The sequence below is a fragment of the uncultured Pontibacter sp. genome (assembly GCF_947502515.1).
Taxonomy (GTDB): domain Bacteria; phylum Bacteroidota; class Bacteroidia; order Cytophagales; family Hymenobacteraceae; genus Pontibacter.
Map to the genome: position 1 here is coordinate 684,071 of NZ_CANNAI010000001.1, position 14,204 is coordinate 698,274.

General features: G+C 46.8%; 10 protein-coding genes. 7 read left to right on the top strand and 3 right to left on the bottom strand.

All coding sequences use genetic code 11. The annotated features are described in order from the left end of the window. Window positions 1–11 precede the first annotated feature (11 nt). Both Q1A54_RS03265 and Q1A54_RS03270 read right to left on the bottom strand, forming a co-directional pair. Window positions 12–1,322 (bottom strand): redoxin domain-containing protein, encoded by a 1,311-nt coding sequence (locus tag Q1A54_RS03265; RefSeq protein WP_196114298.1) that lies wholly within the window; start codon window positions 1,320–1,322, stop codon window positions 12–14. Window positions 1,323–1,813: 491 nt separating this feature from the next. Beyond that, on the bottom strand, window positions 1,814–2,182 hold the full coding sequence (locus Q1A54_RS03270) for a hypothetical protein (protein ID WP_299984986.1): 369 nt from the start codon (window positions 2,180–2,182) through the stop codon (window positions 1,814–1,816). Between the two features lie 583 nt (window positions 2,183–2,765). Between Q1A54_RS03270 and Q1A54_RS03275 the strand changes: the two genes are divergently transcribed. The 7 genes from Q1A54_RS03275 (at window position 2,766) to Q1A54_RS03305 (ending at window position 13,723) form a co-directional block, all read left to right on the top strand. Next, a complete protein-coding gene (locus tag Q1A54_RS03275) occupies window positions 2,766–3,272 on the top strand; it encodes a hypothetical protein (protein ID WP_299984988.1) in 507 nt (168 codons plus the stop codon). Window positions 3,273–3,323: 51 nt separating this feature from the next. Beyond that, entirely contained in the window at window positions 3,324–3,968 is a 645-nt protein-coding gene (locus Q1A54_RS03280) for a hypothetical protein (RefSeq protein ID WP_196114301.1), read from the top strand. Window positions 3,969–4,462: 494 nt separating this feature from the next. Beyond that, complete coding sequence (locus Q1A54_RS03285) at window positions 4,463–4,873, top strand: hypothetical protein (RefSeq protein WP_196114302.1); 411 nt, start codon at window positions 4,463–4,465, stop codon at window positions 4,871–4,873. 11 nt (window positions 4,874–4,884) lie between these two features. Then, on the top strand, window positions 4,885–5,409 hold the full coding sequence (locus Q1A54_RS03290) for a DUF6252 family protein (protein WP_196114303.1): 525 nt from the start codon (window positions 4,885–4,887) through the stop codon (window positions 5,407–5,409). A gap of 25 nt (window positions 5,410–5,434) precedes the next feature. Further along, window positions 5,435–9,052, top strand: a complete 3,618-nt coding sequence (locus tag Q1A54_RS03295; RefSeq protein WP_196114304.1) for a DNRLRE domain-containing protein — start codon at window positions 5,435–5,437, stop codon at window positions 9,050–9,052. Between the two features lie 1,035 nt (window positions 9,053–10,087). Next, entirely contained in the window at window positions 10,088–13,168 is a 3,081-nt protein-coding gene (locus tag Q1A54_RS03300) for a hypothetical protein (RefSeq protein WP_299984992.1), read from the top strand. A 432-nt stretch (window positions 13,169–13,600) separates the two neighbouring features. Then, window positions 13,601–13,723, top strand: coding sequence for an RHS repeat domain-containing protein (locus tag Q1A54_RS03305; RefSeq protein ID WP_299984993.1), 123 nt, complete (start codon window positions 13,601–13,603; stop codon window positions 13,721–13,723). A 166-nt stretch (window positions 13,724–13,889) separates the two neighbouring features. Here the strand turns inward: Q1A54_RS03305 and Q1A54_RS03310 are convergent, their stop codons facing one another. Continuing rightward, window positions 13,890–14,084 (bottom strand): hypothetical protein, encoded by a 195-nt coding sequence (locus Q1A54_RS03310; RefSeq protein ID WP_196114306.1) that lies wholly within the window; start codon window positions 14,082–14,084, stop codon window positions 13,890–13,892. Window positions 14,085–14,204: the final 120 nt, after the last annotated feature.

The following is a 14,204-nucleotide window of genomic DNA, read 5'->3' on the forward strand; positions in this document are numbered from 1 at the left end:
TTTGGAAATACTTATTGGATGATGAGCACCTGGAACGGACGCTTTTTCTTCTGCAGCTGGAGGCCATAAGCCGCCAGCCGGGTGTTCAGCCGGCTGATGTCCTGCAGGTCCCCTTCCGACAGCTGGAGATCGATAGGGTAGGTGATGCCTGTTCTGTCGAGCACCGGAAGGTCCGGAATATGCTTGTTGAGAAAAACCACCAGCCTGTTGACCGACTCGTTGCGCATGTACTTGTCCGGGTCGCTGACGTCGGTGAAGTTGTGGCCGGACTCACCCCCCGAAGACCGCGGCACTGCCGCTCGGCCCAGTAGGGTCAGCTCCCAGCAGTCGATGCGCTTTTTGCGGACGCTGGCCTGTAGGCCGAAGAGCCGCTCCAGGTCCTGCTGCATAAAGGTGTAGAGCTTGTCGGAGAGGGCGGCGGGCAGCAACATTTCGTAGCAGTAGTTCTTGTGCTGGCGCTCTTCCACCAGATTGTGCACCTGGTGGGCGCGGGCCTTGTCGCTGGCCAGGAAAATCTGCTTCTCCGAGAAGTAGGAGGGCAGGCCACAGGAAGCCCGGAGGAGTTGCGCTACGGAGGCATTCACGATCTGCAGGCGTAGGGTGGAGTCTGTCTTCACCTTGCCGGAGCCGCCGCCTAGCCCGGGCACATATGGAGTGAGAATGGAGCGGTAGCGGGGGAAAGGGGAGCCACCATTTCCCTCGTGGAAGAGCGGTTTGCTGTGGTCATGATCCATGACATCTTTCTTATGGTCCTTGAAGTGGCCTTCCTGCCCGCGCAGGAGGCGGCGTACCGTTGCGGGTGTTGCGTCGTACGGACCGGTCTGGGCAAGCAGCCTGCCCTCCGGGCTGATCCACACGAGATGGGGCACAGCATTGTAAGGGAAGAGCTCCTCCAGTTGCTGGTTGTTTAGCACGATCGGCAGCTTCATGCGCCGCCCGATAGGGTTGTTGGCGAGGAAGGCCTCCACCTCTTCCCGTTTCTGGGAGGTGACGGTGATCACCTGCAGGCTATCGCCAAAGGTCTGTTGCAGAGCCTCCAGCCTGGGGAGCGCCAGCAGGCTGGAACCGCATGTGGTGGCCCAGAACTGCAGCAGCACGACCCTGCCGCGGAAGTCGGAAAGGCTGGCTGTGCCGGATGGGTTGTGAAGCAGGGTGCTGAGGGTCACGTCGGGTACCTGCTCCCCTGTCTCCAGTTCGGCGGCAGCGTGCTCCTGTGCCTGTCCCCGAACGGTTTGGGAAAGCAGCAGCGCCATCAGGGCGAAAGCCAGGCAACACGCATGATGGATAGTTATTCTATTTAAAAACTGTTTTATTAACGGCATGTATTAGTGTTTAAAGGTTTAATTGATGTGTAAGGCCACAGGTGGCCACTGGGCTTTTCTCCGCCTAGTGGCCTGAGAGAAGGTAGCTGACAGGGAGCAGGAAGAGGAGAGGCGGGGGCGACCGGCGCGAGCGAGGGACGGTAGACTTCGCTCACGGGCGACTGCGGTTACTCACCTTAAAACTATTCTATAACCTATAGAGCAGCCGCCCCCTGCACAGCCGGACAGTGCCGGGCGCCCCGGCCTCCCCTAGTGTAGCATTGGATCGCGGCGGCAGCGGCAGAGTATGACCGCTGCCGAGGCAACAATTGATTCTGTAAGCTGGTCCGGGCGGTGTGTCTGCGGACCGCCAGCAACTGATCGGAGGGCAGCCTGCAGGAAAAGTATAGGCATAGGAAGCCCCGGAAGCCATTTTTGTGGTTTCATATAAGTGTAAATCAGGATGTAACAATTATTTAGCCGCTAGTGCGGGTGGATCTGTAGGAAACTTTCTAATCAGGCGGACAGACAAGCAGCATCCAGTTGGCAGACACGTTGGTGTGCAGGGATTCCAGAGCCTCGGCCAACGAGGCTTTTTCTGGACAGGTCGTTTTGTTGCTTAACTGCGGCGTGGAGCCGGTTTTCTCGGGCATGTCATGCAGTTGATATAGAGCTGAAACAAGCGTTTTAAGATCTTCATAAAAGGTAATCAGTTCGGTGTTATGAATACAGGAGGACTTGCTGTCCTTCAGGGCCAGGATAAACCACTTCCAGAGGCGTTGCTGCGCTTCGTGCTGCGGATGGCGGGCACAAAAGTCCATTAGGGTCTGGTCGGGCTCGGAGAGTTTGAATTCAGGTAAGGTATAGGGCATGGTTTCCATAGGCAATCGGTTAAAGTTTGGGAAATAGGGTTCCTGCCAGCCGTTAATTATTGCTGGTCATGCCGGGGAAGGGAAAAGGAGCCGGCTGCCTGCAACACGTACTCTCTAGTGTTAGCGGGGCAGCAACGGGAAGGAATCAGCTCACTCAGGGGGTGAAATGAGGAGCACCCAGCCGGGGGAATGGCTCCGGTGTGCAGATACGCGCTGTATGGTGCTGTTGAATTTCTGATTCATTACTCTGGCTATAAAGTGCAGTTGAATAATGAATCCTGGAAGAGGGGAATCGCTATCAGAAAGAAGCGATAGCAATGGAACCCACTCCGTATGATGCGGAAACCTGTAGGAGGGTTGTTGGCACATACAAGAGCGGGCCCATCACTATCGCAAAGATAGTAAATGGGCAACTACTCCTGCATCTTGCACCAACAGAAAGTTTCCTACATTTTCCGCGCAAGACTCAGAACCCAATTGCCTGGATTTCTAATCCTAGATGTTGTTCTAAAAGCTAAGATAGTATATAGATTTCATATATCAAAATATTTTGGAACCATAGTATAAAAATACCATCCTCTTTATTGTCTGGATGGGAAAAGAAATCAAAATCACTCCTACTGACCAGTATATTATTGATAAGGTTAGAGTGCTTCGACTAGAGAAAGAAGTATCTCAAAAAAAGCTTTCAGAAATTATAAGTCCATCGGGTGACAATTCAGCTGTTGGGAAAATTGAAAGTGTCTCTACAACCCATAAATATACCGATCATCAACTCAATCTAATTGCCAACTACTTTGGCTGTACAGTCTATGACTTCTACCCGTCGGAAATCCTGGATGACACGCCCCAGGTGAAGACAAAAGTAGCAATCCCCAAAGGGCTGGGGCCAACGGGTATCATCAATGCTTTGCTTGAGGAGGGCAAGTTTTTCAGTGTGCCGCAGACAATCAGGAAGACTACCGATTACTGTAATGAGTACTACAAAGAAAGCAGGCCTGTGACGGACTACACTGCTATCTTAGAGAGAGCAGTTGAAAAAGGAAGCTTGAAGAAGGTGGAGCTCGAAAGTGGTAACGTGCGGTATCAGCAGGTATAACTATTTAAATTTGCCTTTTCAAAAACATCTTGAAATGTCGTAATTAGAGATGTGAAAAAAGAAAAGCCGACAGGAATCCTAACAATGCCTGTATCATCGATTGAGTTCGATAAAACCTACCGCGTGAGGCAGAAGCGGCTTGAAATGGGCTACACCGCCCGGGAGCTTTCGTTTCTGTTGGGCTATCACCCCCTATATGTTAGGAACGTGGAAGACCCAACTTCCACAAAAAAGTATAACGCCGCTGAGACCAACTACCTGCGGCAGATTTTTGAGTGCCCGCTGTCTGACCTGATGCCGGGTAAAATCGAGGAGCCGTTCTTCCATATCCAGGTAGAGCATGACCTTAATCCCGAGTCAAATAACAAGAGCTATACTATATCTTTTCTGAAAGAAGGAGGCAAGGAACATTTTCTAACCTTTGAGGAGGAACCTGCCAATTTTGAATTGCCGTTGAAAAGTGCGGCCACACAGGAGGAAGTGCAGCAGTTTGTAAATGCACTGTTTGCTAATAACTATTTTGATAAGCCCCGAACAAGGCTGGAGGTTTTCAAGCTGTGTCAGGAAAAATTCGGAGCTCCTTTGAGGCCTGCATTTGTTGCAGATGCATTAGGGTTTTATACTGGGAAACGGAAAGCGCCCAGATTGGTAAAGGGGAAGAATGAGAGTTCGAGGGATGTGTTTGTAAAAGAGTGACTTGGTAAGATCGCCTTCACAGCTCTTAAAATTATGAATACTTCCACCAGGTAATCAGTAGGGTTAACTTCTAAAAGAATGCGCTGTATTGGTTTGAATTCCAGAAAGCCTTCAATTGAGAGTTAATTACATGAGTTCTTGCGCTATCCTAAGTGCTGATATTCAAAGGGAGCAGAAAGCTAGTAATTTTAGGTTTTGGTCAAGTCAAAAGCATTGTTGGTGTAATATTTTCGCAGTCATAACAACGTTTTGCTACTTTAATGTGCAGAAGAGGGAACACTTATTATTTTGTTGAATTTATACTGAAGCAGTGGAAATAGACTAACGCTTTGAACGATTGTGGAGTAACTGTTAATCTCTTAACTGAAAAGAAACATACTTCCATTAATTGCTTATTCCATCAACACGAAGCAATGACTTGAATAAACAATAGAGATATGCATTGTTTTTAATGATTAACCCCTATTCGTATCTACTTAAACAAACTTTGTCTTATGAAAAGAATTCTTTTAGCATTTGGCCTTATATGTAGCTTGTCTTGTATCAAGGCTGTGGCGCAGGATACGCTTACTGTTGCCGTGCCCAAGAATATTGCACAAACCATTTTAGCGAAACTGGACCATGAAGTTGATTTGAACGAAGCACAGGAGAAAAAAGTATATGCCATTCTGCTGGAGCGTTCAGAGAAGTTCAGTCAAATCAAGCAAAGCAGCAAGTCAAATAAATACTCCAAATCTAACTTTCGACAAGTAAACGAGCAAGCTCATAGCAAGTTTAAGCAGGTGCTGACATCTGATCAACTTGAGAAGCTTAAGCGGTTACGAGATGAGACGCAGCTGCAAAGAAAAGCTCTCCGGGAGGAAGACATATATAAGTCTGTACAAGACATTGAGTTGGATTTTTAAACAGCAATAATATGAAGACATTAATTATAAAATTGTCCTTACTAGTGCTGTGCATCTCGCTTCTTGCCTGCAAAAAAGATAAAGAAGAAGTAATGCCAGACTATAGTATGACTGGTTCTAATACCTTTGCTGCATTTGTGAATGGTCAGCTATGGGTGCCGAAGGGACGACCGAGTACATTTCAGCCCAATCTACAACTGATTTATGATCCTAACTATAATGGAGGATCTTTTGATATTAGAGCTTACCGAGTTAATGAGAACTCAAATACCCACGAACTAATAGCAATGAATATTTCTCAGGTGGATCGTACAGGCCTCTACAATCTTGGAAACCGGCAGGAAGGGAGGGTTCTTTATGAATCAAATAAGTGCATTTATGAAGGAGATGAAGGGGAAGTAGAAGGTGTGCTGGAAATAACTAAGCTCGATCTGCAGAACGGCATTATTGCAGGTAAGTTTGAGTTCACGCTTATAAAAACAGATTGTGATACCGTCAGAGTTACTGAGGGCCGGTTCGATAAAAAAATCTTCTAAAACCAGGTACTAAATCCTTGATTTCATGAAAACACAACTACCCTTCTTTAGAGGGCTGGCATCGCTTTGCCTTTTGCTGACCCTTATGTCCCATAGTCTGCAGGCACAAAACACTGTAACTATAGGGGCAGGTACCGACTGGACTGATGTGATGCTCTACCGGAATGATCAGAACACAAGCATTGCAAACACCAACTACCATAACCAGGCCAGGAACCTAGCCAGTGCTTGGACCAGCAATGGCTTCCCAACCTATTGGCGCACGCTTTTTAGGTTCAACTTGAATAGTATTCCTCCGGGAGCAGTAATTCAGAATGCGACGCTTTATTTGTACAGTGATCCCACGGCAACCGGCAGTTCTGGAACAACTAATAACCAGTTGAGCGGCTCAAATGCAGTGTATTTTGAAAAGGTCAATTCTAACTGGGGCGAGACCAGTGTTACTTGGAATAATCAGCCTGCCACCACTACAAGCGGGCGTATCTGGCAGCAGCCTTCCACCTTCACAACCGAGAATATACAGGTAAACCTTACCTCTTTTGTGCAGGACTGGGTTAGTAGCCCCTCTACAAACTACGGCATGAGGATGGCTCTGGAGCATGAGCAGTACTTCCGTGGCAGGGCCTATGCAAGTGAAGACCACACCAATACAGCTATCCGACCTAAGCTGATTATCACCTATTCAACCTCTTCCAGTGATCCGGTTGCCGATGAAATAAATAATATTTTTGCCCTTCTGGATAAGACACAGGTGCCCACAGGCTTCTTGTCGGACTATGGCAGAGAGTTTCTTCCTCTGGATGTATTCAATGGTATACTGACAGATAGCAACAGGGTTAATATAGATGCCTGGAGGTGGAGTTATGCATCGTTGTATAGCTCCCGAATCTACGGTGCCAATTCACTTCCTACGCTTGCCACTGTAAATAACGCCATTAAGAATGTGCAAAGTAGCTCTGGGGCTATACCTGTCGTAATGGCGCATGCCAACTATGCATATATCAAACCAGATGCCTTTAGCAACAACCTGCTTAAAGTGGAAAATAATCAGCTCAGGGACGTGATGGGAAGAACGCAGAGCCCATATGCGGAAAGATCCTATTTCGCAGCTAGTCCCGTCCGCAACTCTGTTAGCAGTGGGACTGTTTCTCTGGTGTTCAAGCCGGAGATTTTCTACAATACCACGGGAAAAACCCCACAAACATTCTATATTGATTTCGCCGATGGGAGGGGATACGTAAATACGGCCTGGAATACACCTGTATCCGCAACCTATACCTCAGATGGTACGAGGCTAATTAAGATTAAAGTCTTATTCACCGATAATACTTTCTATGAGTGCTATTCGCAGATTGCAGTTTCAAACACCGGTGCATTGGCTTTCCGCTACCCAGGTGAGCCGCAACTCCCACCCCACACTATAAACGCACGACCTGGCATCCACGACGGCGGGCAGCTCTTCATATCATTAGGGCAAAATCATACTACCATCTCTAAACCTCTAATAGTTGTGGAAGGCTATGATGCTTCTGACATAGCACCAGATTTGATACCTACTAAAGAATACAATGATTTTATTTCTTCAATTAACACACCAATCTTTAGAGTTAACAATCAGCTTTATCATGAAAGTTTTAATAACCAACTTGACTTGGCGGGTTATGATTTAATTTTCCTGAACTTCAATAACAGCCTAGATGATATTACTCGAAATGCCGCGCTGTTCGAAGAGGTTGTTAATTGGGTTAATATGCAAAAAGGCAGTGGAGGAGAAGATAATGTTGTTTTAGGCATAAGCATGGGAGGCCTCGTTGCACGCTACGGCCTGGCTAAAATGACGAAGCAAGGAGGAGCTACCCGCACCAGATTACTGATAACGCATGATAGTCCGCACAGAGGAGCCAATGTGCCCCTAGGTTTCCAGCACTTGATTACTTCCATCCCTGATTTAAAAGTCTTGGCCGATGCAAATATTCAAGATCTTTCCCCAGCCGTAAAAGCAGGTTTTGACCTGCTATCAGCTCCCGCGTCCCAGCAGATGTTGATCCTTAGATCTGAAAATGGCAATACAATAGCTAATACATTCTTAGATAACATATATAGACCAATGGTTACTTTCAGTTCAGCAGATCTACAGCCATCTTATCGCTTCTTAGCGACAAGCCAGGGATCGGAGTGTGGCCAGCAACTCTTTACTCCCTATACAGAGTTAGGGAGGCTTGATTCTGAATTTTTCCTGTCACCACTACCGTGGCTTAGTAGGAAGGCCTTAAAGGCAGAGGCCGTGATCAATGCTTTGCCAGAGCAAGGAACTTCCAAAAGGATTACCTATCTAAAAATTGGGTATGAGTATCGACGATTTTGGTTCATAAAGTGGGAAAAGAACCTATTAAATATTAGTAAAAACGCACCATCCTATGCCCTGCCTTGGGATGGCGCACCGGGCGGTACGTTTACCTTGGACGATGAGGATGATAATCCTTACAGTGTATCAGGCCCAAACATAAAATTTGGCATTTTCTTTAAACTAAAGGTAAACGGCAACATAGCAGGCGAATTTACCTTTGTCCCTACTGCAAGCGCACTGGATGTAGAGCCGACTTCTCCGGCTGTACTTACGGCCAAATACAGCGGCGGGATTAGTGTAACGGCACAGTCGGCAGCTGATGATTTTATTGCACAAGATAGGCCTTTTGCTTCCGCTCCTTATAATATTTACCATACAACATTCACCAACAGGAATGCCGAGTGGATTTTTAACGAAATGCAAAGCAGTACGAACAACACCCTGAACTGTTCGAATGAATGCGGGCCGACCGTGACTATAAGCTCAAGCAGTAATTCTGTATGTGGGGGTACTGCTTACTTTTCCGTCCCAGATTATGGCAATGGTGTGGCCTATAGCTGGTCAGTGGGGCCAGGCCTGTCCATAGTCTCTGGCAACGGAACCCGTCAGATAGGAGTTACTTCAGCTGCAGGCAATTATAGCTCTGCCACGGTGTCAGTTAATGTCAATACCAAATGCGGCACCCTTTCCGCTTCAACAAACATAACTATAGGTTCAGGGTCAGCCTTTATTAGCAACCCATATGATTTAAGTTGTTACTGCCAAATATACGGGCCTCAGACAGGTAAGACATATCAATTCTTTGTGGATACAAACCAATATGGCGTTGATCCTAGTAATTATCGATGGACCATTACACCTCCTTTTGACTCTCCGGAGCCGTATCCGATGGAGTTTTCGGGCAGTTCAATTTACTTCGACGCCTATTATCCCGGCGAATACACTTTTGAATTGCAGCAATATACACCAGGTTGCGGATGGAGTGTTAAAGACACAAGATACTTCTACTTTAGTCAGGGGTATGGCATGTATGCTTACGCCTATCCTAACCCTACCTCGGATGAATTGAATGTGTCGCTGAGCAGCGCTTTCCCGGAAGAAGAGGATAATACAGATAGCACTTATGAAGTTCGCCTTTTGAATGCGCAGCAAAAGGAAGTGTATAATAAAAAGACGAAGGACAAACAATTAGTTATCCCTGTTCAGAAGCTCAAGAGTGGAACATACTACCTGCAGCTTAACTCTGGTACGAGGACTGTGGTAAACAGAATTGTCATAGGGCAAAATGTAAGGTAATGAGCCAAGGTGTTACCTTCTGGCATGAGGTTATGTCACAGGGTGGCTTACAGCACTAAATTATAAGCAAACATAACTTACATACGAGTATTGGTCTAACATGAATCATCCCGAACTTTGATTGAGGGATAGATAGAGCAGACTTCAGAGGTTGGCCAAAGCCAGGCGGATGCGGTAAAGCAGTGTGGGAGTTTCCTGCACCGCTTTCCTGTTCTGTGGCAGCCCAGGCGCTGCTCCTTTTGCTTTTCGAGCTCTTTGTCAAGCAGCGAGAGCAGCAGGCCCGAGGGGCGGCTGCGGTGTCGTACCAGCGCCTGGCACAGCCCCAGGAAAGTGGCCACCAGCCGGCGGTCCAGCAGCCGGCCGAGCAACAGAAGGAAAGGGTAAAGGAATTGCTCCAGGCGATGGCGAAAAACGGGCCAGCGGGAGAACTTCGGCCGCCGGTCCGGCGTTTTTAGAAGTAGAGCACATAAAAACCTCCTGTCTTTAGGTGATACATTATCTATATCCCTAAAACAGGAGGTTTTCCTTTTTCATCTCATCTCTAAACTCTGGGATGATTCATATTTAAATAAGGGCTATAATTATATGTGCCATTCTCTTTTTCGATGATCAAGAATCATTCCTACTCCATCTGTAGAGATTGGAGCACGTCAGTTAAATACTAGCACAAGCCTGCTATTGAGTAAAAGAAATTTAACCCAAAATATAGGATATTCAAAGAAGTTCTTTGGCTAAAAAAATTATAACATCTCTATTTGGTATAATATGTTGGGTTCTTTCTGCAATAGCTAGTTTTTTAAACATTTTCTTACTGTGCAGCTGTTTAGCAATACTATTACACAGCTAAAATTTCACTTTCTGTGCGCACGAATTGTATTGAATTACACTGTATAGTTAAAGGTAAATATAACTATATATAATACTACTCGTAAGCCCGCTGTATAAAAAGAAGATGAGTTTGACTTTGCTCCCCTATGCAATTATAGTTAGGGACTCTGCAAGTCAATTTGACGCCTAAAAAGAACGTTCAAGCCTATGAAATCTATTGTCGCCCTTTTAATAGTATCCTTCTGTTTACTTTTGTTTTCTAAGCCTGCAAATAGCCAGCATAGCTTTGAGCTGCCAATTCCTCCTACTCCAGAGGCGGCATCATTGGCTAAATTCTCCCAAGTACCTGTTTCGCACAGCACGGGCCTACCCCATATTTCTATACCGCTCTATGAAATTCAATTAAGAGGTTTTTCCTTGCCAATCTCGCTTAACTATCATGCCGGTGGTATCCGAGTCGACGAGATTGCTAGCAGTGCAGGTTTAGGCTGGGCACTGTCTGCAGGTGGCACTATCTCTAGTTCCGTGTTGGGTAAACCAGACTTTGGTTATAGAGGGTATGTGACGGGTGCCACTGAGTTTCCTGTAGATCGGGAACTACAACCTTATGAGGAGTTTGAGAACGGGGAGCAAGATTATAATCTCTGTAAGGAGCTTCTAGGAATGGCTACGCTATCACAAAACCCAAATCTGGCACATGATACACAGCCGGATTTGTTTTTCTACAGTATGGGTGGAAGGAGTGGAAAGTTCTTTTTCAGTCGTGATGGTAACGCACATACTGTACCATTCGAGCCCCTCAAAATAGAGGGAGGGGATCAAATATTCCGTATTACGGATGAGAATGGCAACATATTTACGTTTGCTGCAAAGGAAGTTGCTCAGACAACTTTCATTGCTTTTGGAGGTGTGCCAGGTACATCCACAGCGGGAGATTACACGCCGACAACCGTGACTTTTTTACTAAGCTCTGTAGTTACCCCGCAAGGAGACTCTCTGAAGCTTGAGTATGAAGGCTATGGCTACGAATATCGTAATATAGGTTCGCGTACCCGCCACCTCAGAAACCCAAGTAGTACCTGCCCTGAGATTCCAGAGTCCGGTACAGAGAGTTTGACTAATGTGTTTGGCGGACAGCGTATCAAGCGTATTACTAGCAGCATAGGGCATGTTGTGGAGTTTAGCTATGATTCATGCGGACGCGCGGATTTGGCCGGTCTGGCATCTCTTGCGAAACCAGGTGCGCTGACAGAAGTTTCGATCCGTGTGATGGGAGCTAAAGGTGTGAAAAAGTTTCGATTAGGTTATGAGTATTTCTATTCCGATCCGGGTATTGCTCTGATTACCAACAACTGCAATAAAGGGGAGGTAGATCCAGATGATCTTAGGCTCAAGCTGGTCTCGGTTGTTGAGGAAGGCAAACCAGCATACCGGGTGACATACAATGAGAGTGTGCGTCTCCCCAACCGGCTTTCTCCTGCACAGGATCATTGGGGATTTTATAACGGTTCGCAACATCTCCTGCCTAAAAATGAACAGGCTGGATTTATGGACGGAGGAACGAAGGAGCCTGATAAAGAGCTGATGGGTGCATTTCTGATCAAGGATCTCACTAATCCGACGGGAGGTAGAACAGAATTTACTTTTGAGCCTCACGACTACTTTGAGGTGGCGGGAATTGAGCGCCGGGACACTCTGTTAGGAGTGAGTTTTGAAAACGGATCACGTAGAGGGCCTGGGCAGGATAGTGCTTTTTATAAGGAAATCAGCTTTGAGGTGGGGTTATTGGGCAGCGTGGTTCATGACAGTGTTAATGTGCGCTTTCAGGAGATCAATTCTCTAACCGGAATCAACTACTATTTCAGGGCAACAATTACCGGGGTAGACAACGGGTTCAGCCAGCCCCTGTTGGGCGATGAGAATGGGATCGGGGAAAAGCAGTTCATGCTTGCACCAGGAGCATATAAGCTCATAATTGAGGCAATGGGGCTTGACGAGGAGGGGGCAGGACATGTAATGATTTTCTGGAAGGAACTGACTTATATTAACAAGCCTGCAGTCAACAGAATAGCAGGTGGACTTCGGATACGTAAAATAAAATACCTAAGTCCGGAAAGCACACCCCTTGAAAGGATGTTCCATTACAGGGAGCTGTCAGATACCACTAGGTCGAGTGGTAAAACCTTGCTTGCTCCTAGTTACCTCTATCAGTATTTCGTCAGCGACAGCTCGCCGATTGGTTCTGACGGGTACAAGCAAGATTGCATGTATCTGGCCCAGACGTCTAAGAGTATCCATCCCCTTTCGACGATGGCGGGAAGCAGTGTAGCCTACACAAGTGCTAGGGTGGAAAGCAGAAACGAAGATGAAATCTCCCTATCGAGCTATAAATACTCTTTTGCTTCGGACCATAACCCCCATGGGGGAGCCCCCCCATTCACGCCCGGCACCAGCATGGAATGGATGCGGGGTCTGCTTCTGGAAGAGACAGACTACATCCATAAGAAAGATTTAAATGCATTCTGGCCGGTGAAAAAAATCAAGCATCGATATCAGCGATATTACACGCCACCAAGTGCTTTAGGAGGTGAGAGTGGTAACTACACCCTGCCGGAAGGAGTGAACGAGTCGCATGCGTTGGGCCTGCAAATAATGGTAGTGCGCCCTGAGCGTGAGGATGTACGGGAGCATGGGCTTACGGTGCGCGGTGCAGTTTTTACCATTGAGAGCTTCAAGCATGTTTCTGTTTGGCAGTACAAATCTGAAACAGAGGAGATTTTTTACGATGCGGCTGATTCGACGCAGCAGATATCAGTTCTTACCCGTTATTACTATGATAGGCCGGGGCACAGCCAGCTCACGCGTATTAAGCGTAATGACAGCAGAGGTCGTCAAATATCCACTTCTCTGTCCTATCCGAGTGATTTCGAAATCGCTGTTCCATCCAGCGAGGCAGTTGAGGGGTTAAAGGCCATGATAGACAAACATATCCTGAATAAGTTTGTTGAGGAGCAGCAGTGGCTTGTTCAGGGGGAGGATTCCCTGTTGCTATCATCAAATTTGGCATTCTATAAGTTAAAATCTCAGGGCGTGGTCCAGGAACAGATAAAAACTTTGGTGACAGATAAACCGCTTTCTATTGCTGAATTCACTAGTGTGAAGGTAGATGGAGATGGTAATCTGGCTTATGATCAGAAGTATGACCAAGAGTGGTTCATTCGCTCCTATTCAGAAAATCTGAACCCTCTTGAAATTATCAGGAGGGAGATGCCTACTGCTTTGCTCTGAAATGAGGGGTATAACAAAGTGATGGCAAATGTGCAGCACGCTAAATTCTCTGATATCGCCTATACTAGTTTTGAGACCTCTAGTCAGGGGAATTGGGATTACGAAGGAACAATAGTAAATGATTCCTCCAGTCTGATAGGGGAGAAACACTACGTGCTCAATGACCGTCCCTTAACTAAAGGCTCCCTTAATCCAAACCTTACATATCAGCTCTCTTACTGGGTGAAAGGTACATCTCCGGCAAATGTTGCGGGTGGAACTGCACCAGTTGCAGGAAAGACTGTCAATGGATGGACTTATTTTGAGCATCATATTTCTGGGGTGCAGGAGGTGAGTGTAAGCGGAGTTGGCTACATTGACGAGTTGCGTCTGTATCCTTCAGGCTCGCAGATGATTTCCTACACTTATGACCTATTATTTGGCATATCCAGTATGACAGATCCCAATGGGCGAACAACCTTCTACGAGTACGACGGGATGGGCCGGCTCCGGGCGGTGAAAGACCATGAAGGGAACGTACTCAGAAGCCACGAGTACCACTATGTTGGACAGTAGGCCCATTCTGCCTTTGGTGAGGAGTTAGAAGACATCCTTTTCAATAAGGAAGATCTGACGATACGCTTTGAAGACAGCCTGGCGCCACCGTGTGTGGTCCGCGGCCGCCATTCCAACACAAAAAGTAGTTCAATCATTTTATTAAATAAAGGCAGCTCTTCAATCCCTACAGTATGGCGACTAGAGTCCAGGCCACACTTCTTAAATGACCAGATGAAAACATCTCTACAGAAAATATTTCATACTGCATCTTCATTTCAGTTTCAGCTGACAACCCCTCTGAGCCAGCACCTGTCAGCTGAGGGCAAACGACCACAATTGCCCGGGCGGCTGATAATTGCCATGCTGATACTTCTGCCATTTTTCAAATTTACAGGGGAGGCCTTGGCCCAGAACGGAGAGAGTCCCGGGACAAGACTGCAGTCGGAGCTAAAACAGCTGCGGAAGCGACACCTGGTGCCGGTAGAATCACGGAATTTCG

What these genes read in the sequence shown, in the direction of transcription:
- Q1A54_RS03265 (WP_196114298.1), bottom strand. Translation starts at nt 1,322, where the DNA reads ATGCCGTTAATAAAACAGTTTTTAAATAGAATAACTATCCATCATGCG.
- Q1A54_RS03270 (WP_299984986.1), bottom strand. Translation starts at nt 2,182, where the DNA reads ATGGAAACCATGCCCTATACCTTACCTGAATTCAAACTCTCCGAGCCC.
- Q1A54_RS03275 (WP_299984988.1), top strand. Translation starts at nt 2,766, where the DNA reads ATGGGAAAAGAAATCAAAATCACTCCTACTGACCAGTATATTATTGAT.
- Q1A54_RS03285 (WP_196114302.1), top strand. Translation starts at nt 4,463, where the DNA reads ATGAAAAGAATTCTTTTAGCATTTGGCCTTATATGTAGCTTGTCTTGT.
- Q1A54_RS03290 (WP_196114303.1), top strand. Translation starts at nt 4,885, where the DNA reads ATGAAGACATTAATTATAAAATTGTCCTTACTAGTGCTGTGCATCTCG.
- Q1A54_RS03295 (WP_196114304.1), top strand. Translation starts at nt 5,435, where the DNA reads ATGAAAACACAACTACCCTTCTTTAGAGGGCTGGCATCGCTTTGCCTT.
- Q1A54_RS03300 (WP_299984992.1), top strand. Translation starts at nt 10,088, where the DNA reads ATGAAATCTATTGTCGCCCTTTTAATAGTATCCTTCTGTTTACTTTTG.
- Q1A54_RS03305 (WP_299984993.1), top strand. Translation starts at nt 13,601, where the DNA reads ATGACAGATCCCAATGGGCGAACAACCTTCTACGAGTACGACGGGATG.
- Q1A54_RS03310 (WP_196114306.1), bottom strand. Translation starts at nt 14,084, where the DNA reads ATGGCAGAAGTATCAGCATGGCAATTATCAGCCGCCCGGGCAATTGTG.